Raw genomic sequence first — 23686 nt, 5'->3', positions numbered from 1 at the left:
ATTTACAAGACAGGAGAATATAGCGTGAGCAGTCTTGGCGAGGAGCAGAAATGAGTAAGTGAGTGATTGCGCTTTGGGTTACAGAAATTAACCTACTTATACCCTTAGTCTCTGAGGAAGATTGCAGTGTTCCTTCTATGTTAAAGGACTTCACATTTTTGAGGAAGGAAAGTGTTGCACAATGTTAATCAATACTAAGAGCCTTAAACTTGTTAACTTTTATTTTGAACACTAAATAGTGTTTATTGTCAAGTTTTTTTTAAATATCTTAATCATTTAGCCCGATTTAAGCCAACATTGTTACATCAATTTAACGAAAGGGGCCCATTAGTCCCAAAATATTGCAAAATGTAAAGAACAAGTTGCTCTGATCCATCCCTTGATAATTACCCGTGACTGAACAGTTAATTCAACCCAAAGATATTATCCAACAGCTAACCTTAATTTTCGTCGCCATTATTTTTGTGGTCATTGTGGTGATGGTTGGTTTGTATCTTCATCAAATTTCTGATCCCTATATTAATCAAGTGTTATCTCTAACAGGAAATATGGAAAGAGGCCAGGCAATGTTTGAAATTAATTGTGCAGGATGTCATGGGTTACAAGGCAATGGTATGGTGGGGCCAAGTTTACGTCATATCAAAAAGCATAAATCTACACTAGGTTTGATTCGTCAAGTAACCAGCGGCCAAACCCCACCAATGCCAAAATTTCAACCCAACCCCCAAGAAATGTCAGATTTATTGAGTTATTTAGAAACTCTGTGAAATAGAAAGATGATTTAGACAAAAATAGGGAAAAATCATGGTTATTTCCTCGATAAACAGTCAACCATTTTCACAAATTTTAGATCAGCTAAACAGTTATAACCTTGAAAGTGATCAACTATTGATTTTAAGTGGTATCTCTTGGGAAATTTATGCTGATTTATTAGAATATTTGGGAGATTCACCTTTATTTCGAGTTATTTATGATCAGGGAATTTTACAAATTATGTCCCCCAGTAGTCGCCATGAAATTGACAAAGAAAATCTTGGAATTTTGTTAGAAACCTATTTATTAGAAATGGGAATTAGATTTTATTCTTTAGGTTCAACAACCTGGCGGAGTCCTCACGTAAAAAAGGGAATTGAAGCAGATAAATCTTATTGTTTTGGTCAGAAAAAAGATCAGCCTGATTTAGCCATTGAAGTCGTTATTACTAGCGGTGGAATTAATACCCTGACAATTTATCAAGCTTTAGCAATTCCTGAAGTTTGGTTTTGGCAAAATAGACAGTTAAAAGTGCATTGTTTAGTCAATGGAACCTATCTACAATCTAACCAAAGCAAGTTATTACCTAACCTAGACTTGGACTTATTAACCAGTTATATAAAATGGGATGAACCTTTTGATGCTGTCTTAGAATTCAGGAAAAATATCAAAAAAATTGATTAACTCATTCCCACACTTTCTAAGGCTAACTTAACATTTTTTCTCACAGAATTAGCGGAAATATGTAATGATTCCCTTTCTTGTTCCGTCAATTGAACCTCTAAAATCTTTGTCACCCCACGACATCCCAATAAACAAGGAACCCCAAGATAAATATCATCTAATCCATATTCTCCCCGAAGATAAGCCGCCGTTGGCAATAAACGAGATTGATCCCGTAAAATAGTTTCAACCATCAAACAAGCAGAAGAAGCGGGCGCATAATAAGCCCCTCCCGTTTGTAATAACTTCACCACCTCAGCCCCACCATTGCGCGTCCTTTCCACCAGACGCTCAATAGTAGCTTGGTCTAACAATTCAGGGATAGGAACCCCATTAACCGTACAGTAACGAGGTAAAGGTAACATTAAGTCTCCATGACCCCCCAAAACCAACGCCGTCACATTGGCCGTTGAGATGCCTAATTCCATGGCAATAAAAGTCTGTAAGCGGGAGGAGTCCAAAACTCCAGCCATACCCATCACCCGTTGGGGAGGTAGCCCCGTCGCCTTCCAGGCCAAATAAGTCATCACATCTAGGGGGTTGGTAATGATGATAAAAATAGCATCAGGAGAGTATTTAATCGCTTGCTGAGCCGCATTAACGACAATTTTGGCATTAATTGCCATTAAGTCATCCCGACTGATACCGGGGGTTCTGGCCCGCCCTGCGGTAATCACCACTACATCAGATCCTGCTGTCTCCTCATAATTATTCGTGCCAATAACTTTGCTATTGTGTGACTCAATGCCTTGAGCCGCCATTAAATCAAGGGCAATGCCTTGGGGTAGGCCCTCAACAATATCCAATAACACCACATTGGCCAGATCTTTTTCGGCAATGCGTTGGGCTAAGGTGCGTCCGACATTTCCGGCACCAATGACGGAGACACAAAGGGATTGACAAGGAAGCATTGAGTCAGAGGAGACAGTCATGGTTATAGTAGATTTAGCCTTATTCTACAGGTTCGAGTTGGTCGATGCGTAGCCAAACGCTAGGGGTAGGGACTGAAAACCTAACTAGGGCGTATTCGTCAGTCAGTTCCAGAATTTCTCCCTTGGTTTCAAACATATAGGGAGGAAAACGGGTATCGCTTGCTTTGGCTTCGAGGCTATTATTTAGCTGTTCTCTTACAGCGCGAACTAATGCACCTTTTTTTATTTTAGCTGCCATGATGGTTAATTATCAGAATTTTCTGCACTAAATTTTGATTGTACACGGAATCTCTAGGCAAGCTTCCGTGACATACCCACGCATTCCGCGTAGCGACCTACGGGGCTTCCTCTTTCAACGGGATCAGCCTCCACAAAACAAGTTTTGTTTTGGTCTTACGTTCCCTCCGCAGGTCTTACTCACAAAAGTGGTACGCTCCTGGCGTACAGTTTTCACTGCACCGAGGCAGACTCCCTGTGTCCCAAGGAGTATAAATTGTTCTTCGACAAATCACTGTTTGGACTTACGCTATTGCTGCCGACTTTTTGATTCTGAGCGCGATTTCTTTTCCCGATCTGACAATGTTCCTGCGCCGAAAGTATTGCTACTTTGCTTTGATGTTAGGCTGTCTGTCAATCCAAAGTTCGGGTGGGTCGCAACCAGAAGACAGTATATCACAAAAGTGCTGCCTTGGCTATCATCCCTCGATTTTCGTTCCTCAATCGGGGATTTCTCGCCAAGAATTGGTTAAAAATTTGTGATTTTTTGATTCAGAATGGGAACTCTGATACTTATTGCATCATTAGAAACTTTAACTAACTTTGAGCTTTGCGAATTTGAATACAACACCATTCTTTACGTTTCCAGAGGGCAGCAACTACCCATCCATGTTGTTCTAGGGTATCAGCGATCGCGTGAGATTGTTCTAATAAAATCCCACTTAAAACCCCCCAACTTTGAGGTTTTGCCAGCTTAGAAAACTCAGGAATCAACTCAATAATAACTTCAGCTAAAATATTACAAACAATCCCATCTACCCCTTCAGGAACCAATTCTAATAATTTTTCAACACTCCCTTGAGTAATCACTAAGGAATCGGCAGAAATTTGATTAAGCTCACGGTTTTCGTTAGCTGCTTTAATGGTCAAAGGATCAGTATCTACAGCATAAACTTTCGTTGCGCCTAACAAGATCGCCCCAATGGAAAGAATACCAGATCCTGAGCCAAGATCAGCAATAACTAGATCATGTTTCGGGTTAGATAAACGCATTTCTAGGGACTCTAAACAAAGTTGTGTGGTGGCATGAGTTCCCGTCCCAAAGGCCACCCCAGGATCTAAACGGAGGATGATCCGGTCAGTTTTTTCTGGTGGGGTTAACCAGGCCGGATAAATCAGGAAGCGATCGCCAACTTCTGTCGGTTCCCAGTATTGTTTCCAACTGCTAGACCAGTCTTCATCTTCAATTGACTTCCAACGGGTTAGGGGTTGAGGCAATTCTAAAACTAAAGCATCCTGTTGTAACCAAAGGGACAAGGCCGAGATATCCAAAGATTGATAGGTAATTTGAGGAACATAGGCCCGAATAATATAGGATTTTCCCTTAATTTCCCTAGAGGTTCCCGAACAGCCAAACTTTTCTAACCGCCAAAAAATGGATTCTTCCAAATTGGGGTGACATAAAACACTAATTTCCCACCAGCTAGTTGACATGGAATTCTACAGTAAACATCACCAGAAACAGGGGCGAATGGCCATTCGCCCCCACAGTAGTTACAGCTTAACGGTATAAGCGTCCCGAATGCCGGCCACTTTAATAATTTCAGACAGCAGTCCTTCTGGTAAAGGATCATCCAAACTCACAGCCATAACAGCATCACCTCGGACAATTTTACGTCCCACTTGCATACTGGCGATATTAACGTTAAAACTGCCCAACAGAGAGCCAATTTTCCCAATAATACCTGGCATATCCCTGTGAACAGTAAATAACATATAGTTACTAGGAGGAACATTAATGGGAAAAGCATCCACATCAGTAATACGAATTTCTCCATCACTGAGTAGCGCACCAGTCACAGAATGTTCACCCATAGAACCTTGGGCCGAGAGATGGAGAGAACCAGAATAGTCTCGAATTGCAGCATCACGGGTTTCAATGATACGGATACCCCGTTCTTTTGCTTCAATAGCAGCATTGACATAATTTACCCGTTCCCGCAAAGCTTGGGATAATAACCCTTTAATGGAAGCAACAACTATCGGTTGACTGTTACTGGTGGCTAATTCCCCTTGTAAACGCACCGTTAAGCGTTCAATGCGTCCTCCGGCCAATTGTCCCACTAAATTGCCCAAGGTTTCTGCTAATTGTAAATAAGGGCGCATTTTTTCCATGACATCGGGGGTGAGTCCGGGAATATTAACCGCAGAACGGGCCGGCAACCCTAAGAGAACATCCCGAATTTGTTCGGCCACATCAATAGCCACATTTACCTGTGCTTCTGCCGTAGATGCGCCTAAATGGGGAGTCAAAATTATATTATCTAAGTCTCTGAGTTTGGACTCTCCTAGGGGTTCTTCTTCAAACACATCTAAAGCGGCCCCGGCAATTTGACCAGCGGCCAAAGCTTCAGCAAGAGCATCCTCATCAATAATACCGCCCCGCGCACAGTTAATAATGCGGGTAGTCGGTTTCATCTTGGCCAAAGCATCTTTGTTGATGAGATGATTAGTTTCGGTGGTTTTGGGAATATGTAGAGTAATATAATCCGATTCAGAAAAGAGTAAATCGAGATCGACCAAAGTACAGCCTAACTGTTCGGCCCGATCTTGGGAGATAAAAGGGTCATAGGCTAATAATTTCATGCCCATTGACTTAGCTACATTCGCCACATGGGAACCAATTTTGCCTAAACCTACTACGCCCAAGGTTTTTTTATAGACTTCGGCCCCCACAAATTTTTTGCGGTCCCATTTTTTATTCTTAACGGACTGGTTAGCATCAGGGATATGACGGGATAGGGATAACATCATGGCTAAGGCGTGTTCTGCAGCAGCGATCGTATTGCCTTCTGGGGAGTTAACCACCACAATACCCTGACGAGTAGCAGCAGGAACATCAATATTATCGACCCCTACGCCCGCCCTACCAATGATTTTGAGTTGAGTACCAGCTTCAATAATTTCTTTGGTGACACGGGTTCCAGAACGAAGCATGAGGGCATCGTATTCAGGGATAATCTTAACTAATTCTTCGGCGGGCAGTCCTGTTTTAACGTCTACTTGCGCCACTTGGGAGAGGATATCGATACCTACTTGGTCAATGGGGTCTGATACAAGAACTTTTGCCATAATTCGTTTCTGTAGGGGTGATCGGTTATTGTCTTAGTCTCATGGTTGCAGTAGCTTATTGTAGCGGTCTATGTGCGCTTTCCACCTAAATCGTTAAAAAGATTTCCAGTTTTGCTGTTTAAAGGTGAGCATAATTAAACTTAATAATGTCATTGCGAGTGCAGAGAAGCGGAACGAAGCAATCTCATGGGTTGGGTGCTATTTTATTGATGTTGTATAGTTACACTTAATTTATACTCACCTACTTATTAGGATTCTGGTTTGTTGGGTTTCGTGCCTCAACCCAACCTACAGTGGCGTTAATATTTACTTTACTTAGTGTTTTCTAATACACTTTAAATTTTTCTTATAAATCCTGGATAATTTTCAAGCTCTACTGTAGTATGAATACAAATTAATTCAACAAAATAATAAATCTTTAGTATCATGGCTCGGCTAAGATGGATAGGAGTTGCTATCATCAGTTTTTTGCTGATTTTAGGTGGGGGATGGTTCCGCAGGGCGATCGCGTTTTCCCTCTGTGGGTTATTGAGTTTTAATCAAGGGATTTGTCCTGGTAATTATCGGGTTTTGGCAACAGAAACTCCGACAAAAACGTTACAGGTTAATAATAAAGACACAAACTTTATCGCTCAAACGCAAGAAACGAATATCCCTTCTCCGCAAAACCGAGTTGTTATTATTGTATTTACTGGATTTGCCAGTCAAACCTTAAGTGAAATAACAGGAATGCGAAAACTTGTTGATGCTTTTCGCCAAGAAGCAAAACTTGATCGATTAGATTTGAAGATACCAATTTTTGCTTGGAATGAAAAAAAAGATGCTATCAATTATTTAAGTAGCTTGAGGCTAAATAATAATGATAAATTGATTGTGATTGGTCATAGTTATGGCGGTGATACAGCTATCCTCTTGGCAAATGAACTGAAAAAGCGTAATAGACGAGTAGACTTACTTGTTCAAGTTGATTCGGTAGGTAGTAGTGATGATGTTCTTCCCAGTAATGTTGCTAAAGGCATTAATTATTATCAAGCAAATGATGATCCCATATCTTTGGGACGATTCAAAGTACAACAACAGGTCATTAATTCCACTAATTTAGATGTAAATCGTGTCTTTAGAAATGAATTAATTAGGAACAAAAGTTATCCACTAAATCACGGTAGCATTGATGATTCTAATGTGGTTCATCAGGCAATTATTCAACAAGTTTTGAATGCAGTTGCGGTTAAAAATACTACTCCTCAAGCAAGCTGTCAAGCTACTGTTAATAAAGTCCTTCAAGAAATTCGTTCCAAGGGAGTTAGAAGGGTTGAATTTAGTGTTTATAAGGGAACGGCTAATAGTTATAGGACAGGAAATCCGACAAACAGAACTGATGTATTAGATATTATTTTAATCGATGATGTAGGTGCTACTACGAATAATGGAATTGCCATCAGTAATATTTTCGCATCACCAAAGGTTTTAAATAATTGGGCTAACCAAATCGTTAAAAGCTGTGGAAATACAGCTATAGTAAGTTTTGGGATATCGCAATCAGATATAGGTATATCTTATTATATTCAACAAGATGGTACAACTAAAAAAGAAAAATGTTTTCTTGAGCCTAATTGGGATATTTCTCAAGCTCAACCTTGGGGGATATCAGCAATCCCCGGATGTGTACCAGATTAACTAATAAGCTAGAAATCTTAGGTTGGATTGAGGAACGAAACCCAACACAACAAACGGTTACTTTTTTAACTAAAACAGTCCACTACAAGATGGCGATCTTTAAGGAAGTTGGGGTATTTTCTTCCCGTATTGTCTGTTCTAGAGAATCGTCTCCCTTCATATTCCGATTCGCTGTAATCAAAATCAACTGGTTGGTTTGGGCAAATTGCCAAACGACGCGATCACTACTATTCATGGGCAACCCAACTTCCTGAAAGGTGAAGAAGCGGATGCTTAATAGGTCAAGCCATCCTTCAGCCGAAAGAGTTCCCCAGAATAAAACAGCATCACCTGTTAAGTTGTAATCAATCAAGAAATTCATCATTCGGCTTCAATCCGGGCTTTCCATGCTTGAAGTTTTGCACGAAGGTTATAGATGGGAATTGACCGAAACAATTATGTTCAACAGACTTCCACTAAGTTTCATTATCGCTTAGCATTTTGATAATATGTTTTGCAAGCTGTTCTTTAATTTCTCTGTGTCTAGGAATAGGTTGAGAAACCTTTGTTTTTAGGTTTTGGTACCAATCATGTTTGCCACCATGACGAATAAATACACAGCCCATTGCCTCAAGCTGTTTGATTAAATATCTTCGCTTCACGATACTTCAAGTTCTGCTATTTTACGAATATTGCTTATTTACTCTCTATATTCTAATAAAAATTATAACCCAATAAATTAAGTGCGTTACATTTCATTAACGCACCCTACAAGATCCGCGATCGTACTGACACAGGGCGAAACTCGTTTAATTCTGTTTGAGATAATGGCAAACAATCTGAATCTGTTTTTGCTGCTTGTTCAATTTCTTCCTCGGTCATTGCTTTAACTTTGTCCCAATTTGTCTGACCATGACTAGTGCGATCGCTGATCTTGTAGGTTGGGTTGAGGAACGAAACCCAACCATTACCAACCTATTGAACTTAACGTCTAGTATGGATTCCTTGAAGCAAGCGATCGCCGCTTTCGTAGAGTGCGTTACTTAACGCGCCTTTTTGCTTTTAATTGTGACGAATTTGTCTATCGTATGGGTTACGCTGCGCTAATACATCCTACAGTTACTATTTCTGAAACACCAAAGCTCATGGTTTATAGGGTCAAGGATGATAAGCCGTAATAACCAGACTTCTATCGGGACTATAAATTGCCTCAACACGACGGAAACTAGCATGATTCCACCAAACTTTAATTCTATTTCCCTTGGCTGGAGCAGACCCAACAACGGTATAACCAGCATTGAACATCAATTGTTCAAAAACTTCTGCTGGCATTATTTTAGATGAAATAGGAGAAAGACCATCAATTTGATGCTTATCGAGGGTCATAACTCCCTTTATAGGTTGTAAAAATTTGATAACCAGGTAAAACTAAGCTGATACCAGCAAAACTATGTATTGTTCCCGGATAACTTTCTTCTGCATCACTACCCCCAAATCGCCAACAAAAAGAACCCAACCAAATATAAAACCCTGGAATCAGTGCGTCCATAGAATAGGCAATATCTTTTAACTGAGGGTTAACTCCGTTTGATGATCGCTTTTTTTCGGAAACTTTTATTTTCATTATTTTAAACTTATACTCATTTAAAAACCATACCATATTTTTGTTAGCATTGACGATGACAATTATCACAATGGCCACATTTAAACCCCCTAGCTTCTTGTTGAAATCCAAAGGCATTTAATAAATATTGCCAACGACATTGACGAGTGATTAAATATTGCTGCATTTGTTTAGAAGTTTGTTGAGATGTTTCCTTGATTTTAGCTAAATTAACAGACACAGAAGATGATTTGAGACGATAATTAAAAGGATCTAACCATTGTAATTGTCCCCAACTATGTAATAAGGATAAAATGATTTCCCCTTGAGGCATTTCTTGGGCGATCGCTTGGATATTTCCTTCTTGGGGAATCTTCTTAACATAATTTTTTGCTTGTTGATATTTTTTGTCTAATTGCTTTAAAAAATACTGTTGTCTTTGTTGATCAGTGGGATCAAGCCATCCTGTGGGTTCACTAATTAAAGTTAAATTGTCTGTCTTTTTCCCATCTCGTCCCCCTCTCCCTATTTCTTGTAAATATTCTGACAGTAAAAAAGGTGCTTGAAAATGAGCAACCCAGCGCACATTAGGTTTATTAATTCCTAACCCAAAAGCTGAAGTACACACTACAAATTGTAAGTTTTCTTCTAACCATTTTTGCTCAATTTCTCGTCTTTCTTGGGGACTTAAACCCGCATGATAAGCGGCAGTTTTATAGTTAAGAGAGGCTAACCATTGACTTAAGCTTTCACTCTCTCGACGGGAACGAATATAAATTAATCCACTTTGTTTTTGATGGGTTTGAATAAAATTTAATAATTGATGGTTCCGACAGCGAGGAGTCCAAGCTATTTTAACCTTTAAATTGAGATTAGCACGATAGGGACTGAGACAAAATTTTTGCGGGTTTTCTAATTGTAAAACCCGTTGAATAATTCCCTGAGATCTGGGATCTGCTGTGGCTGTAAACGCTGCGATCGCAATTTTTGTATCTGGGGGTTTATTTAATAATAATGTCTGTCTAACGGCCCCTAAACGTCGATAGGCAGGACGAAAGGTTTCTCCCCACTCAACTAAACAATGGGCTTCATCTAAAATCAGTCCATTAATTTTAAGTTCAGGACTTATTAATATTTCCCAAACAGGAGGACTTAATAAGGTTTCTGGGGATAAGTAAAGTAATCTTAATTGTTGTTTTTTAACACTGTCTAAAGTCTTTTTGCGTTGATTTTTGGGGATTTCATTATGTAATAAATCTGCGGGTAATTGCTTTTGTTTCAATTCATAAACCTGATTTTCCATCAAAGCAACTAAGGGGGAAATAACTAAAGTTAATCCTTGTTTTAATAAAGCAGGAAGTTGAAAACATAAGGATTTTCCTGCTCCTGTTGGTATCACAATTATGGCATCTTGAGCATTTAATAAACATTGAATAATTTCTCCTTGAGGAGATCTAAAATCTTCATAACCCCAAATCTTTTGGAAGGTTTGACGGATAATTGACCACTGTTCATCTTGATTATTCATAGACTCAATTGCTTCTCATCCTCTGTTTTAAGTGTTAGATTAACTTGATAAATGGGGATAGGACGATTTTTTTTACTATTTGTTAACGTCATATTTGTTCGACAACTGAGCATGATAAAATAAGGCTATAAGTTAGACAATACGGCGAAAATTATGAATAATTTTAATATTGAAGACAGTCCTCGTTGGACGGCAGACGCTCAAGCAAAACTCAAAAATATTCCTTTTTTTGTGCGTACCCAAGCTAGACAACGCATTGAAGAATTAGCTAGGGCCGCAGGTTCCGATGAGGTAACAGTTGATATGGTAGAACAAGCACGGTTAGAATTTGGGCAATAATTTTGAGTAATTCTTGAAATACGGAATACTCCTCTCGTAAGGGTAATTCATAAATTATCCCTACTTGTTCTATAACTAAAATTTATTAAAAAATGATTTATATTTTAAATATCTAATATAAGCTGAAAACCTTCATTTTACATTCTGGGAGACAAAATTGGCAAAAATGGCTTAACGAACTTGCGCCTTTTGAGGTACCTATGATAGACTAATGGAGCAAAGTCACAGGCTTGCTTTAACCAAAATTGATGTTAAGCCAGAATTGTTGATTTTTCTAACAGAAAAATTCCTTCACCTTTCCTGTTAGCTTCCCCACCAAGTTATAATAGCCAACATGAGACTAACATATATTTACCGATTGCGACCGACCAAAAATCAGCAAGCTATTATCGAAAATTGGCTTGGGCTTTTGAAGTGCCAATACAATTATCGCAAGTCTCAATCTCGATTAAGAACTATTCAAAAGCAAGTATCTCGAAGACAGAAAGGGAGTAATCGATGGAAAAAAGCAGTAGCCAAACTAGGAAAACAGCACAAAAAAGTTGTTGATAAACGTCAAGATTTTCATCATAAAACAGCTAATTATTTGTTAACTAAAGCCGAGGTAATAGCTCATGAAGACTTAAATATTAAAGGTTTGGCAAGAACTCGACTAGCAAAAAGCATCAATGATGCTGCTTGGGGAAATTTTCTTAATATATTAACATTCAAAGCTGAAAAAGCTGGTTTGTTAACAGTTAAAGTAAATCCTAGAGGCACGACAATTGATTGCTCTAGTTGTGGTCAAGCCATTCCTAAAACCCTTAAAGATCGCTGGCATTGCTGTTGTTATTGTGGGCTTTTGTTGCCCCGTGATTGGAATGCTGCGTTAAATATAAAGTATAAGGCGGTGGGTCATCTCGTCCTTAATAGCTCAGGAAATGTTCTGGCGTTGGCCGGGAGTCACTGAGAAGCCCGCGCTGTATGCTCTTAGCATACAGCGTCGGGAGTATGTCAGAAAGTGAAAGTTGTCCGAATTGCACCAACCCAAATACTATTGTTATTGTTGTTGCCATCGGGTTGCAGAATCACATAAACCCCAGGAGTAATCGAGATATTATCGTTGATGGGGTACTTATACTGGGTTTCCACAATATAGGGAGTATCTTGGTCAGGCACGGCTAAATCTCCCGTAAGAGCATCAATACGCCGCGTATTGGTAATAGAACCACCTGCAACACTAAAAACCGCCCCTTCCTTACCCAAATCAACTACAGAAAGGGCAGCACTCCAGACCCAAACATCAGCCCCAAACCCTTTACGACTATTGCCATCTGTATCCGAGCCTTGGGCCCTGGCCAACGCATAACCTCCCCAAGCAGAAAAGTTAAACGTCTCATTAATCCGCCAGTTTCCTGTAATGCCATAACTATCTCGAATAGTTGGGGCCCCTAAAAAGGGGTCTTTACCGATACCTTGACCCGTTTGGGAGGTTTGGTTATCAGGCTCAACATAACTACCCGTACTCGACGAAATATCCGACTCTCCATTGGCAAAATAGGTATGGAGGAAGGTTAGGGTAAAACTGAGAGCATCGTCAGGATAAATCCCTAATTGGGCCCCTGTACTGTAATTACCATTAAACATACCATTACCCAAAGAGGGATCATTCCCATTACTAGCAAGATAAAGACCTCTCAGGGTAAACACTTCATTAAATTTGTAGTTTAACCCGATACCTCGGCCTTCCGGCCCCCGAAACGTCAAGGGATTATAACGAATGAAGCGAGAGAGGGCCCCTGATTCTTCTGCAAAGAGGAAAGGGTTGCCCACATCAAAGATATCATCAATATCCAAAGAATTAGCCCCCACCCAAGTAGTTAAGTTACCAAGGGGAAAACGATAGTAGACATCATCAATAAACGTCGTGCTATCGCTTTGAGAATCATGACCAAGACGGGCCATTTCCGTTCCCGTGGGGTCTGACCAATCAACAATGGTTCCGCTTTCAAAACGGGTTTTTAGTAAATCTTCCCCCGTAAAGCTGGTATCAAAGTTATAGCGCGTCCGATGACCAATGACTCCGCGATCATCAATACGTCGTCTTTCCAGTAACCCTTGGTCGAATAAATCTTGTTCGCGGAAATCTAGGGCCCTTTCCCCCCAAGCATTAGAGAGACTAACAATCACTTCTCCATTTAACTTGGTGGTGGTGGAAAATTGATGATCTTCGAGATAAGAAACCCGTTGTTCTAGATTACCAACTCTGGCCCCCAAAGCTGCTAATTCTTGCTCAAATTCTTGGGCCAAACGCTTTAATTTCTCAATATCTTCCCGTAAAACAGCTACATTTTCTTGTAGGAGTCGTTCAATGGTATTGAGACAAGCATTTAACCCCGCAGCAAATTCCCAACGACTTAAGGCCCGGTTTCCGCGATAAGTGCGATCGGGATATCCCACAATACAACCATAGCGTTCTACTAAACTTCTTAATGCTTCATAAGCCCAGTCTGTTGGGGACACATCCTGTAATTCCGAGATACTGGTAACTTGGCCCATGGAAGGGGTAGTTCCTGAGTCCTCAAACTGTTTTGAGTGATCTCGGTTAAGAGGGGTTTGCAGTTGGGGACGGTTACGGATAATCCCTAATGCTTCATGAGGAGAGACTGTTTCTAAATGTTCCTCTTTCTCCTCAAAAATACTTTCTTGGTCAGGAGCAGCGATCGCTGATGGTGCTAAAAAACACAGAACACCCAGGACAGCAGGTGTTATTACTATTGAAGCAATTGACTTTGACATAATACAAATCCTCACACCTCGATTCAATTGGGAGTGATGCTAATCAATCCCCATAATCTTGCGTTTAATAAATAAACTCAAGATCAATAACCTACATCTTAATCTGAAAATGTGGGCATTTTGGGAAATAAGGAAAGATTTGTTACATATTTTGGCAACAAATGTTTACATTTCAATGAAAATTATTATTAATAAACTTAGGGACAAGACTATAAACATACAGCAGCGATCTCGGTTTTCAACGCTTCAATTTTTTGTTTTTCTTCTTCATTAAGGATGATATTGGGTTTAAAAATGATGTCTCCTTCATCTGAAATATCAGCAATTACTCTGTTTCTGAGGGTATCTCCTAATTGTTTACCTGCTTGTTTCCAAATAGATGTTTTAGGACTCTCCAAAATATCAAGGTTTTGGTTGAGAAATCTTTTTTGAGACTCCGAAGGTATCCAACCATTTTCCGAACGTAAGGCATTAATTAAAGTTTCTAACAATACTTCATTATTTGTTATTTCTCCCTGAGTTTTCAACCATAAAACCCAAGCACAAAAGGCGATTAATGTACTTTCTAAATTTTGCGAACAATAGACAATGGTTTCTAAGAGTTCTTGGGAAAAATCAACTCCTAAGCGTCTTAGTCCCCACTTATATTTATCAAAAATTTCTACAGTAACATCATCAACATATTCATAGTAAATGGCATTTCTTAAATTAATCATATACAGAAATAGGGAATAGGAAGGAAATTCATTATCAATTATCAATTATTCATTATTCATTATCAATTATCAATTGTTGAATTGTCCTGTTTTGTTTGATGATGATTAATAGGAGGGACAGGATCATAACCACCCTTATGAAAAGGATGACAACGCAAAATCCGTTTAATTCCTAACCAGCTTCCCTGGAAAGGGCCAAACCTTTCAATTGCTTCTAAGGTATACTGAGAACAGGTAGGTTGAAAACGACAACTCGGTGGAAATAAAGGCGAAATCAATTTTCGATACCCTTTGATCAGTACAATTAATAGTAACTTGATGAACATCATTATTTAAGTCCTTTGTCAAGATTTGATCGATAGTTCTTACCCTTTAGTTATTCTGTCCTTGAGCTAAAACTTTCCCTGAGTTTTTAGGCATTTGTTTAACCCTGAACCCTAGAAAATTTTACCCCTCATTAAAAGAAACTTACCAATTAAGGTTCTTTATAATTTATACTAGAAACAGGCCATTATTGTTGAGTTATTGTGACTGTTAACCTCATCATGACTTCCCCATAGGGTAGGATAAAAATATGCCGACCATTGATATCTTGGGAGTTCCACACGCTTACGAGCTAACTTCTCAGTCTCCCAAGCCTTCTGCACCTGTTTTAATCTTCATTCATGGCTGGTTATTAAGCCGTCAATATTGGTCACCCCTAATTGAACAGCTATCCCCCGATTATGCCTGTCTTACTTACGATCTTAGAGGATTTGGGGATTCTCAGCCACTTACTTTAAACCCCTACTCATCAGTAAATTCTCCCAATCAATCTGAAGACATTCCCCTAAACTGTCAAAATTTATCCCCCTATACTTTAGCAGCTTATGGGAAAGATTTAAACGTTTTATTGCAGAAATTAGAGATCGAACGAGCTTGGTTAATTGGTCATTCTTTAGGGGGAAGCATTGCCTTATGGGGTGCGGATATTTGTCCCGAAAGAGTCCAAGGAGTGATTTGTTTAAATGCCGGGGGTGGGATTTATTTAAAAGAAGAATTTGAACGGTTTCGTTCTGCTGGAAAACAGTTAATTAAATTTCGACCTAGTTGGTTATCTTATATTCCGTTAATTGATCTTCTCTTTTCGAGAATTATGGTAGCAAGTCCCCTAGAAAGACGTTGGGGACGACAACGAGTGTTAGATTTAATGAGAGCAAATACTGAAGCAGCATTAGGCTCTTTATTAGATTCTACTACAGAAACTGAAGTCCATTTATTACCCCAAATTGTTTCCCGTTTACAGCAACCTGTGTACTTTTTTGCAGGGGAACAAGATACAGTTATGGAACCAAAATATGTACAGTATTTAGCCAGTTTTCATGAGCTTTTTAATTATCAAGGAAATAATGTGATTGAACTCCCTAGTTGTGGTCATATGTCCATGATTGAACAACCAGAACTTTTAGGGGAAAAAATACTGAAAATTTTAATGACCCATGAGTTAAATTAGAGGGAAAATTGCCTAAGATATCTTAAAACATCCTTTTGTATATATTTTGCTTATCATATAAATTTTATCGTTTTGAATAATTTATATGTATTCAACAAGTCCAAAAGAGGCCTGTCGAGGCAAAAATCAGAAAAATTGAGCAACGAGGTTGCAACCGTTGAGGCACTTATGATAGACTAATGAATGATAATCCCAGGACTGTTTATGCCAAAAATTCAGATTTAGGGCAAAACCACCCATTTTGTGGGGTTACAGACTGAAAGATAGTGAGGGGAATTTTTTCAGAGATGCGATCGCCACAACCTAAATTTTGGTTCTGAAAATTTTCCCCTTATCATGATTGAATCATCAAGAATAATTTTTAACAGAAAACAAGTATGAAAGTTACCTTAGATATTGCGACATCGGATCTAGAAAAACTCCTCAATCCGATTATAGCAGAACCCCGTATTCAGTTAAGCAATATGACTTGGGAAGAATACGAAAATCTTGTACAAACTCTCAATCATAAACCATTAGTGCGTTTAAGTTATCTGGAAGGAAATCTTGAAATCATGACCAATTCTCCAGAACATGAAATGATCAAAACGCTGATTGGACGTTTAATTGAAATTTATGCCCTAGAAAAAGAGATTGATTTATATAGTTGTGGTTCAGCCACTTACAAAAAAGAAGCACAAAGGAGAGGGTTAGAACCTGATGAAAGTTATTGTATTGGAAAACGTAAAGAGATTCCTGATTTAGCGATCGAAGTGATTATTACCAGTGGTAGTATTGAGAAGCTAAAAATTTATCAAGGATTAGAAATCCCTGAAGTATTATTTTGGCAAGGGGGAAAATTCACCCTTTATCAATTGATTAATGCTGTAGAAGGATATCAAGAAACGTCTCGAAGTCAATACTTACCTGGACTTGATTTTAAGCAGTTAGAACAGTATATTAATCCTGCCGAAGAACCGCAAATGGTTCGGAAGTATCGTAAAACAATCAATTCGTAAGATGTCTGTAGAGGCAAGGCATCAAAAAATAATGTTTACTTATCCGAAATATTCCTATTGCCTTGCCCAAGATAATGAAAAAAAATAATAGATCTAAAATTACATTATCAAAGATTAATTGATTATTTTGCCTGGATCATTGATAATAAATGAGGACTCATCGATCATGAATAAGCGATAAATGCTAAAAGCTGGAATAGTTGGACTGCCTAATGTCGGTAAATCGACCCTATTTAACGCCCTAGTTGCCAATGCCAAGGCAGAGGCCGCTAACTTCCCCTTTTGTACCATAGAACCGAATGTGGGGGTTGTCGCTGTTCCTGACGAAAGATTAACCATCCTAGCAGAACTTTCAAAATCAGAGAAAATTGTCCCTACCCGCATGGAATTTGTGGATATTGCCGGATTAGTTAAAGGCGCAAGTCAAGGAGAAGGTTTAGGCAACCAATTCTTAGCTAATATACGGGAAGTAGATGCTATTGTTCACGTCGTGCGCTGTTTCGATGATGATGATATTATCCATGTATCCGGTTCCGTTGACCCTACTAGAGATATCGAAGTCATCAATTTAGAGCTTGCCTTAGCTGACCTATATCAAGCCGAAAAACGCCTAGAACGGGTGAGAAAGCAGGTTAAGGGCAAAAAAGAAGGACAAGAAGAAATACCCGCCTTAGAGAAGATTGTCGCTGCGCTGAATGAAGGAATTGGGGCCCGTCATGTTGAGTTAACAGAAGAAGAAGACGAATTAATTAAACCCTTGGAACTTCTCACCCGTAAACCGATTATTTATGCTGCTAATGTGTCAGAAGATGACTTAGCGACAGGTAATGACTGGGTAGAGGAAGTCAAAAAAATTGCCGCTACTGATAAGGCAAAAGTTGTGATCGTTTCTGCTCAAGTAGAATCAGAATTAGTGGAAATTCCCGATGAAGAAAAAGCCGACTATTTAGAAGCTTTAGGGGTGAAAGAAGGGGGTTTAAAATCCTTAATTAGAGCAACTTATGAGTTATTAGGTTTAAGAACTTATTTAACCACTGGCCCCCAAGAAACTCGCGCTTGGACTATTCATGCAGGGATGAAAGCACCCCAAGCAGCAGGAGTTATTCATACTGACTTTGAAAGGGGGTTTATTCGCGCTGAAACCGTCGCTTATGATGATTTAGTTGCTTGTAAAACCATGACGGTTGCGAAGGAAAAAGGCTTAGTGCGTAGTGAGGGTAAAGAATATGTAGTTAAAGAAGGAGACGTGATGTTATTTAGGTTTAATGTTTAAGCAAAGTAGAGAAATAAACATGATAGGATTTAACAGTGTTAAATCCCTAGAAAAAACTGTAAAGGCATAATACCATTATGCCCACAAATTACACTGGTTCATAATCATCGATTAGGGAAATTTGGGAAAAATAACTTAATTATTCCGGTCGTAATTCCTAAGACAAAACCAACGACAACAGAACGATTAATAAATTCTTGAGTATCTAACCGTTTACCAATACCGTTAACTTCTGTCGAAAGGGTTTTGATTTCCCCCTTAAGTTCAATTTCGAGTTTTTCAATTTTTCCATTGAGATCGGTTTCAAGTTTTTCAATTTTTCCATTGAGATTGGTTTCAAGTTTTTCAATTTTTCCATTAAGATCGGTTTCAAGTTTCTCAATTTTTCCTTCAAGTCGAGTTTGCCCTATCTTAATCTCCGTAATCTCTTTTTCAAGACTGTTAAACCTATCGTCAATTTTGTCAAACCTATCATCAATTTTGTCTAATTTCTGATTAATTTGACCTAAAATTTCTTCTAAGGAGTAAGTCACATTGATGGGTGTTTGAGTCATCAGTTAAACCTATCTAAAATTTTGCCAGGGTACTGAATTTATGATCATTTTAACCTTAGTAGAGTAAGCTAAATTAGCTTTTGATAAATTTACTGAAGATAAATCTGCTGTACGCAAATCAGCTTTTTCTAACAGCGATTCATTAAGTTTAGCATTATTTAATCTTGCGCCGCGTAAATCTGCATTATTCAAATTAGCTTTAATTAAATTAGTTCCTCGAAGATCAGCACCAATTAAAATAGCATTACTCAAATCAATTGAGCTAAGATCAGAATTACGAAGATCAGCACCACTTAAATCTGCTCCTTTTAAACTAGCATAACTCAGATTAACTTGCTTTAAATTGGCTCCTCTGAGATTACTTTGATCTAAAATAGCATTAGATAAGAAGGAATTACTTAAATCGATAATACTTAAATTGGCTGATTTTAAAACCCCATTAGTCAGATCAACTCCGCTAAAATCTCTCTCACCAATTCCATATAAATGCAAGATTTCTTGAGCATCAATGGGTTGAGTATCAATAGTGTTATTGTTTTTTGGTCGCCAGGCTTTTAATACCTCATTAATTGTCGTATAACTTCCCCGTCCAAGATAAGCTCTTATCTTAGCTTGGGTTGGGTTTTGTCCTTTGGAGGTAATTGCTTCTATGGCATTCTGTATTTCATCAGTTGTCAAGCTCATTGATTTTACCTTAATTAAGATATGTAACCCTAATTGCAAATGACCTTGACAAACTAAAGAGGGGATGAAGTTTAAACCGCAATGATTAGAGATGTGATCACTGTGGAAATTTTTTAAACTATATCTCCTCACCTCATCACCCCCTCACCTCATCACCTCATCACCTCATCACCCCGTCCCCCAATAGGATACAATTTGTAGTTGGTTCTCAATTCAGACGGCATCAACCGTAGTCGACCATTAGGTAGATTCAGTGGACTTGACTCAAACATTCAACACGACAAACCCAATTATTGGTGTCGTTCACCTCTTACCCCTGCCCACTTCTGCCCGTTGGGGAGGCAGTTTAACCGCAGTCATTGAACGGGCCGAACAAGAAGCCACCGCCCTGGCCGCAGGGGGGGTAAATGGTATTATTGTCGAAAACTTCTTTGATGCCCCCTTTACCAAAGATCGGGTAGATCCGGCCGTAATTAGTGCCATGACATTAATTGTCGATCGCCTCAAAAACCTGGTGGTGGTTCCCGTCGGCATTAACTTACTGAGAAATGACGCATTAGGGGCGATGGCGATCGCTTCGACCATAAATGCCCAATTTATCCGTGTCAACGTCTTAACGGGCATTATGGCCACAGATCAAGGGTTAATTGAAGGGCGGGCCCATGAATTACTAAAGTATCGCCGCGAATTAGCTGCCGACGTGGCCATTTTAGCGGATGTTTTAGTCAAACACGCCCGACCATTAGGAACCCCAAATTTGACCACAGCAGTTCAAGATACCATTGAACGAGGACTTGCTGATGGGGTAATTCTGTCAGGGTGGGCCACAGGTAGTCCCCCCAGTCTCGAAGACTTAGAATTAGCCGTGGCCGCTGCTAAAGGAACCCCTGTATTTATTGGGAGTGGGGCTAATTGGGATAATATTGAACAATTAATGACCGCAGCAGATGGGGTAATTGTGGCCAGTTCCCTGAAACGTCATGGCAAAATCAGCGAACCCATTGATCCCATTCGGGTGGCCCAATTTGTAGAAGCGGCCCAACAAGTGACTGCATCTAAAGAAAAATCAAAATCTCAGCAACCTCTCAAACTGACAACCTAAGACCTTGCTAAAATCAGCAGTAATGATGATTTGCTAAATAGTAACTATTATGAGTCGTAGACGTTCTGTTCCTTGGATTTACCGTTGGTCCCGTCCGATCATCGGTGCGATCGCCATTGCGGGGGCTATTCTAACCGCCTATCTTACCATTACCAAACTGAGTGGGGGAGAAGTGGCCTGTGGGGCCGGAGACGCAAAAAACTTCGTCTCTGGATGTAAAAGTGTGCTTGATAGTCCCTATGCCCTGGTTTTTGGCTTACCCTTAAGTTTGTTTGGGTGTCTCGCTTATAGCAGCATGGCCACTGCTGCTTTGGGGCCTTTATTAGTTAAACCAGAAAGTAATAAAAGTTTCAGAAAACAATTAGATGAATGGACATGGTTATTCCTCTTAGCAGGGGGAACTTCTATGGCAGTTTTTAGTGGTTATTTAATGTATATTTTAGCCACTGAATTACAGTCTGTTTGTTATTATTGCATGGGGTCTGCTGCTTTTTCTTTGAGTTTAATGGGATTAAGTATTTTTGGTCGAGAATGGGAAGAAGTTGGTCAACTGTTTTTTATTCCCATTGTTGTCGCTATGATTACCTTAGTAGGAACTTTGGGAATTTATGCCAATATTGACGGGCCAACGGCTGAAGGACGTTTACCCATTGAAACAACCACTACTGCCCCTCAGCCTCCTGATGGTTGGAAAATTACTACAGAGTCAGGGGAAGCAGAAATTGCTTTAGCCCAAAATCTCACTAAGGTTGGAGGCAAAATGTATGGGGCCTTTTGGTGTCCCCACTGTTATGAACAAAAACAGTTATTAGGAGAAGCAGCAGTCGAAGAAATAACGTATATTGAATGTGATCCCAGAGGGAAAAATCCTCAGCCTGATGCTTGTGCTGCGGCTAAAATTGAATCTTTTCCTACTTGGGATATTAAAGGGGAAAGACTATCAGGGGCCCAACTCCCTGAAAAATTAGCCAAGGTTTCTGGTTATACGGGGCCAACGAACTTTAAATACACCATGCCTGGCCGTTAATTATTGTAGGGTGGGCATTGCCCACCTCAATTAAATAATTATCAATTTGTTATTGCTGAGACTTTAAGAAATCCTGATCAAATTCGTTGTATTTCTCGCTTAAGTAATGCTCGTTTATCAATGGACAATTGACAATTGGTTAATTTGGTTTAAAACCTCCTCTTTTAAGGGGAGAAATTAAAAAATTTTTCCTTATTTTCAATCCTCTACCTTTTAGGTAGAGGTAATTGTCAATTGTCCATTGTTCATTGTCAATTGTTGAATTACCCGTTGGTTTGATTCAATTCGAGATGGTAAATATATCATAGTTGTGGTTGTAACGGATATCGATCAACCCCTAAGACACTGGATTATAACTGCTTATATGGCTCGTAAATTAACCGGAGGAACAATCGAATGGCAGAAAATTTAACCTTTAAATATGATCCAATTGGGGATATTTTATATATTAATAAATGTCATCCCTATCCCGAACAAGAATCAGAAGAATTAGGTGATGATATTATTATTCGTCTCAATTCCCGAACCGGAGAAATCGAAAATCTTGAAATTCTCTTTTTTTCTCAACGAATGAATGAACAACAGGAACTAAAACTTCCTGTTATTGCTAATCTTCGCCTAGGGGTTTAAAAACCTTAAAAGAGGTGGGCAACGCCCACCCTACCATGTATTAACTTAACACCCAATTAACCAGGGTACGCACCGGAAAACCCGTCGCCCCTGCATTATTAACCCCATTTTCCTTATCACCCCAAACTGGCCCGGCTACATCTAAATGGGCCCAAGGTGTTTCCTTAATAAACTGCTTTAAAAATAACGCAGCCGTAATCGAACCTCCGGCCCTTGGCCCCGTATTCTTCATATCTGCAATGGGAGATTTTAACCCCTCAAAATACTTATCTTCTAAGGGCATTTCCCAGAACTTTTCCCCGGCTGCTTCAGAGGCGGCTTTAATTTCTCCCGCTAAATTATCATCTGTACTCCATAACCCAGAAATATTGTCCCCTAAAGCAACAATACAGGCCCCGGTAAGAGTAGCTAAATCTACGATCGCATCGACTTCTAATTTTTCGGCAAATACCAAAGCATCAGCCAACGTTAACCGTCCCTCAGCGTCAGTATTATTAACTTCGATAGTTTTGCCATTAGAAGCGGTTAAAACATCCCCAGGGTGCAGGGCCCGCCCACTGATCATATTTTCCGTAGCGGCACAAACAAAATGCACCTCTACATCGGGCTTTAATTGGGCGATCGCTTGGGCGGCCCCCAAAGTCGCGGCCCCTCCTCCCATATCCATTTTCATGGTTTCAATGCCACTTCCCGAAACTTTCAGGTTTAAACCGCCAGAGTCAAAGGTTAAACTTTTACCGACAATAGCGACTTTGCGTTTGGGGGTTGCTGCTGGTTTATAGGTTAAATGAATGAATTTAGGCGGTAAATCAGAGGCTTTGGCTACTCCTAAAAATGCCCCCATGCCTAACTTTTCACACTCATCTTGTTCTAAAATTTCGATTCCTAACCCGTAGTCTGTAGCGATTTTTTGGGCAGTTTCGGCAAAGGTAACAGGAGTTACGCTATTAGCAGGGGCCGCTACTAATTCTCTCGCTAAAATGACCCCAGAACAAACAATTTGGGCCCGTTTAATGGTTTCCCCTTGTTCCCCTATGCCTAAAATGTCTACGGTTTCTAGTTTCAGAGGTTTGTCTTCGGGTTCGGACTTGAAGCGGTTATCTTGATGCAAGGATAAGATTAACCCTTCTGCGATCGCAGCAGTAGTAGTTACTGGATCATCATTAACTAAAGGAAAATGAATGGCTAGGGTTTTGACATTCTCTTTTTTGGCTAAACGGGCGATCGCTGCTGCCCCTAAGCGAATATTGTTTGATTTTAGCTCCTCAGCCTTGCCTAAACCCACTAAAATGATTTTACGCACGGAACTCTGGCCACCCACGCGAGTAACTGCGCTAGTTCCAGATTTTCCCTCAAATTCGGCTTCGGTGATTAATTCCTGTAGGGTTCCCCCTAGTTTCTCATCTAACTGGCTTAATTCTCCCGTTATCTCTGTGGCATTTTCAAATAAACCAAGGGCGAGTGCATCTCCACTCCAGTCTAATAAGGGGGTATCTGTCCCACGAATATCCATGTATATTCTCAAGTGTCTCGTTACAATGTCCGTCTCT

Annotated in this window: 26 protein-coding genes and 1 pseudogene; 12 read left to right on the top strand and 15 right to left on the bottom strand. The window is 39.6% G+C overall.

Going from position 1 to position 23686, the window contains the following annotated elements:
* Positions 1-392 precede the first annotated feature (392 nt).
* Together VB691_RS08975 and VB691_RS08970 are read left to right on the top strand one after the other, a co-directional pair.
* On the top strand, positions 393-767 hold the full coding sequence (locus VB691_RS08975) for a cytochrome c (RefSeq protein ID WP_323291145.1): 375 nt from the start codon (positions 393-395) through the stop codon (positions 765-767).
* Between the two features lie 37 nt (positions 768-804).
* A complete protein-coding gene (locus tag VB691_RS08970; protein ID WP_323291144.1) occupies positions 805-1437 on the top strand; it encodes a Uma2 family endonuclease in 633 nt (210 codons plus the stop codon).
* Here the strand turns inward: VB691_RS08970 and mdh are convergent.
* The 4 genes from mdh to serA form a co-directional block, all read right to left on the bottom strand.
* The gene (mdh, locus tag VB691_RS08965) at positions 1434-2408 is read right to left on the bottom strand and encodes a malate dehydrogenase (RefSeq protein WP_323291143.1); all 975 of its coding nucleotides are present in this window, start codon (positions 2406-2408) and stop codon (positions 1434-1436) included. The genes VB691_RS08970 and mdh overlap by 4 nt on opposite strands.
* A gap of 19 nt (positions 2409-2427) precedes the next feature.
* Positions 2428-2646: an NAD(P)H-quinone oxidoreductase subunit O gene (locus VB691_RS08960; RefSeq protein WP_323291142.1), complete on the bottom strand. Its 219-nt coding sequence runs from the start codon at positions 2644-2646 to the stop codon at positions 2428-2430.
* Positions 2647-3221: 575 nt separating this feature from the next.
* Entirely contained in the window at positions 3222-4118 is an 897-nt protein-coding gene (gene prmA, locus VB691_RS08955; protein WP_323291141.1) for a 50S ribosomal protein L11 methyltransferase, read from the bottom strand.
* Positions 4119-4178: 60 nt separating this feature from the next.
* Entirely contained in the window at positions 4179-5756 is a 1578-nt protein-coding gene (gene serA / locus VB691_RS08950) for a phosphoglycerate dehydrogenase (RefSeq protein WP_323291140.1), read from the bottom strand.
* A 426-nt stretch (positions 5757-6182) separates the two neighbouring features.
* Between serA and VB691_RS08945 the strand changes: the two genes are divergently transcribed.
* The gene (locus tag VB691_RS08945) at positions 6183-7433 is read left to right on the top strand and encodes an Mbeg1-like protein (protein WP_323291139.1); all 1251 of its coding nucleotides are present in this window, start codon (positions 6183-6185) and stop codon (positions 7431-7433) included.
* Between the two features lie 94 nt (positions 7434-7527).
* On the opposite strand, the pseudogene VB691_RS08940 reads toward VB691_RS08945, so the two are convergent.
* Together VB691_RS08940 and VB691_RS08935 are read right to left on the bottom strand one after the other, a co-directional pair.
* Positions 7528-7794 (bottom strand): annotated as a pseudogene (locus tag VB691_RS08940) (DUF5615 family PIN-like protein); the annotation flags it as partial.
* A gap of 94 nt (positions 7795-7888) precedes the next feature.
* Positions 7889-8074 (bottom strand): type II toxin-antitoxin system HicA family toxin, encoded by a 186-nt coding sequence (locus VB691_RS08935; protein WP_323291086.1) that lies wholly within the window; start codon positions 8072-8074, stop codon positions 7889-7891.
* Positions 8075-8324: 250 nt separating this feature from the next.
* Between VB691_RS08935 and VB691_RS08930 the strand changes: the two genes are divergently transcribed.
* The gene (locus VB691_RS08930; RefSeq protein ID WP_323291138.1) at positions 8325-8459 is read left to right on the top strand and encodes a hypothetical protein; all 135 of its coding nucleotides are present in this window, start codon (positions 8325-8327) and stop codon (positions 8457-8459) included.
* Between the two features lie 111 nt (positions 8460-8570).
* Here VB691_RS08930 and VB691_RS08925 read toward each other — a convergent pair whose 3' ends face one another.
* From VB691_RS08925 to VB691_RS08915, 3 genes are read right to left on the bottom strand one after another with little or no spacing between them, the layout of a single operon-like run.
* Positions 8571-8798 carry a hypothetical protein gene (locus tag VB691_RS08925; protein WP_323291137.1) on the bottom strand — a complete coding sequence of 76 codons (228 nt, stop codon included), beginning with the start codon at positions 8796-8798 and terminating at the stop codon, positions 8571-8573.
* A complete protein-coding gene (locus VB691_RS08920; protein WP_323291136.1) occupies positions 8785-9036 on the bottom strand; it encodes a hypothetical protein in 252 nt (83 codons plus the stop codon). The genes VB691_RS08925 and VB691_RS08920 overlap by 14 nt, the downstream gene beginning before the upstream one ends.
* A gap of 43 nt (positions 9037-9079) precedes the next feature.
* Positions 9080-10543, bottom strand: a complete 1464-nt coding sequence (locus VB691_RS08915; protein WP_323291135.1) for a RecQ family ATP-dependent DNA helicase — start codon at positions 10541-10543, stop codon at positions 9080-9082.
* A gap of 153 nt (positions 10544-10696) precedes the next feature.
* Here VB691_RS08915 and VB691_RS08910 point away from each other — a divergent pair, with 153 nt between their 5' ends.
* Positions 10697-10882, top strand: a complete 186-nt coding sequence (locus VB691_RS08910) for a PCP reductase family protein (RefSeq protein ID WP_323291134.1) — start codon at positions 10697-10699, stop codon at positions 10880-10882.
* 334 nt (positions 10883-11216) lie between these two features.
* Positions 11217-11831: a transposase gene (locus tag VB691_RS08905; protein WP_323291133.1), complete on the top strand. Its 615-nt coding sequence runs from the start codon at positions 11217-11219 to the stop codon at positions 11829-11831.
* Positions 11832-11875: 44 nt separating this feature from the next.
* Here VB691_RS08905 and VB691_RS08900 read toward each other — a convergent pair whose 3' ends face one another.
* The 3 genes from VB691_RS08900 to yidD all read right to left on the bottom strand — a co-directional run bounded on the left by VB691_RS08900 (position 11876) and on the right by yidD (position 14696).
* Positions 11876-13660 (bottom strand): iron uptake porin, encoded by a 1785-nt coding sequence (locus VB691_RS08900; RefSeq protein WP_323291132.1) that lies wholly within the window; start codon positions 13658-13660, stop codon positions 11876-11878.
* A gap of 209 nt (positions 13661-13869) precedes the next feature.
* Positions 13870-14376, bottom strand: coding sequence for a hypothetical protein (locus tag VB691_RS08895; protein WP_323291131.1), 507 nt, complete (start codon positions 14374-14376; stop codon positions 13870-13872).
* A gap of 62 nt (positions 14377-14438) precedes the next feature.
* Entirely contained in the window at positions 14439-14696 is a 258-nt protein-coding gene (yidD, locus tag VB691_RS08890) for a membrane protein insertion efficiency factor YidD (RefSeq protein WP_323291244.1), read from the bottom strand.
* A gap of 254 nt (positions 14697-14950) precedes the next feature.
* On the opposite strand from yidD, the gene VB691_RS08885 reads away from it, so the two are divergent.
* The 3 genes from VB691_RS08885 to ychF all read left to right on the top strand — a co-directional run bounded on the left by VB691_RS08885 (position 14951) and on the right by ychF (position 18139).
* Positions 14951-15868, top strand: a complete 918-nt coding sequence (locus VB691_RS08885; protein ID WP_323291130.1) for an alpha/beta hydrolase — start codon at positions 14951-14953, stop codon at positions 15866-15868.
* Positions 15869-16245: 377 nt separating this feature from the next.
* Complete coding sequence (locus VB691_RS08880; protein ID WP_323291129.1) at positions 16246-16866, top strand: Uma2 family endonuclease; 621 nt, start codon at positions 16246-16248, stop codon at positions 16864-16866.
* A gap of 181 nt (positions 16867-17047) precedes the next feature.
* Positions 17048-18139, top strand: a complete 1092-nt coding sequence (gene ychF, locus VB691_RS08875) for a redox-regulated ATPase YchF (protein WP_323291128.1) — start codon at positions 17048-17050, stop codon at positions 18137-18139.
* A 104-nt stretch (positions 18140-18243) separates the two neighbouring features.
* Here ychF and VB691_RS08870 read toward each other — a convergent pair whose 3' ends face one another.
* Both VB691_RS08870 and VB691_RS08865 read right to left on the bottom strand, forming a co-directional pair.
* Positions 18244-18693: a Bdr protein gene (locus VB691_RS08870; protein ID WP_323291127.1), complete on the bottom strand. Its 450-nt coding sequence runs from the start codon at positions 18691-18693 to the stop codon at positions 18244-18246.
* A 9-nt stretch (positions 18694-18702) separates the two neighbouring features.
* Positions 18703-19377 (bottom strand): pentapeptide repeat-containing protein, encoded by a 675-nt coding sequence (locus VB691_RS08865; protein WP_323291126.1) that lies wholly within the window; start codon positions 19375-19377, stop codon positions 18703-18705.
* Positions 19378-19630: 253 nt separating this feature from the next.
* Between VB691_RS08865 and btpA the strand changes: the two genes are divergently transcribed.
* The 3 genes from btpA (at position 19631) to VB691_RS08850 (ending at position 22136) form a co-directional block, all read left to right on the top strand.
* Entirely contained in the window at positions 19631-20479 is an 849-nt protein-coding gene (btpA, locus tag VB691_RS08860; RefSeq protein ID WP_323291125.1) for a photosystem I biogenesis protein BtpA, read from the top strand.
* 49 nt (positions 20480-20528) lie between these two features.
* Positions 20529-21506: a vitamin K epoxide reductase family protein gene (locus VB691_RS08855; protein WP_323291124.1), complete on the top strand. Its 978-nt coding sequence runs from the start codon at positions 20529-20531 to the stop codon at positions 21504-21506.
* Positions 21507-21902: 396 nt separating this feature from the next.
* The gene (locus VB691_RS08850) at positions 21903-22136 is read left to right on the top strand and encodes a DUF2283 domain-containing protein (RefSeq protein ID WP_323291123.1); all 234 of its coding nucleotides are present in this window, start codon (positions 21903-21905) and stop codon (positions 22134-22136) included.
* Between the two features lie 40 nt (positions 22137-22176).
* On the opposite strand, the gene VB691_RS08845 is transcribed toward VB691_RS08850, so the two are convergent.
* A complete protein-coding gene (locus VB691_RS08845; RefSeq protein WP_323291122.1) occupies positions 22177-23649 on the bottom strand; it encodes a leucyl aminopeptidase in 1473 nt (490 codons plus the stop codon).
* Positions 23650-23686: the final 37 nt, after the last annotated feature.

The organism is Crocosphaera sp. XPORK-15E, from assembly GCF_034931425.1.
In the GTDB taxonomy this organism is placed as follows: Bacteria; Cyanobacteriota; Cyanobacteriia; order Cyanobacteriales; family Microcystaceae; genus UHCC-0190.
The sequence above is the reverse complement of the archived record's forward strand: the minus strand, read 5'-3'. Positions and strand labels throughout refer to the sequence as shown.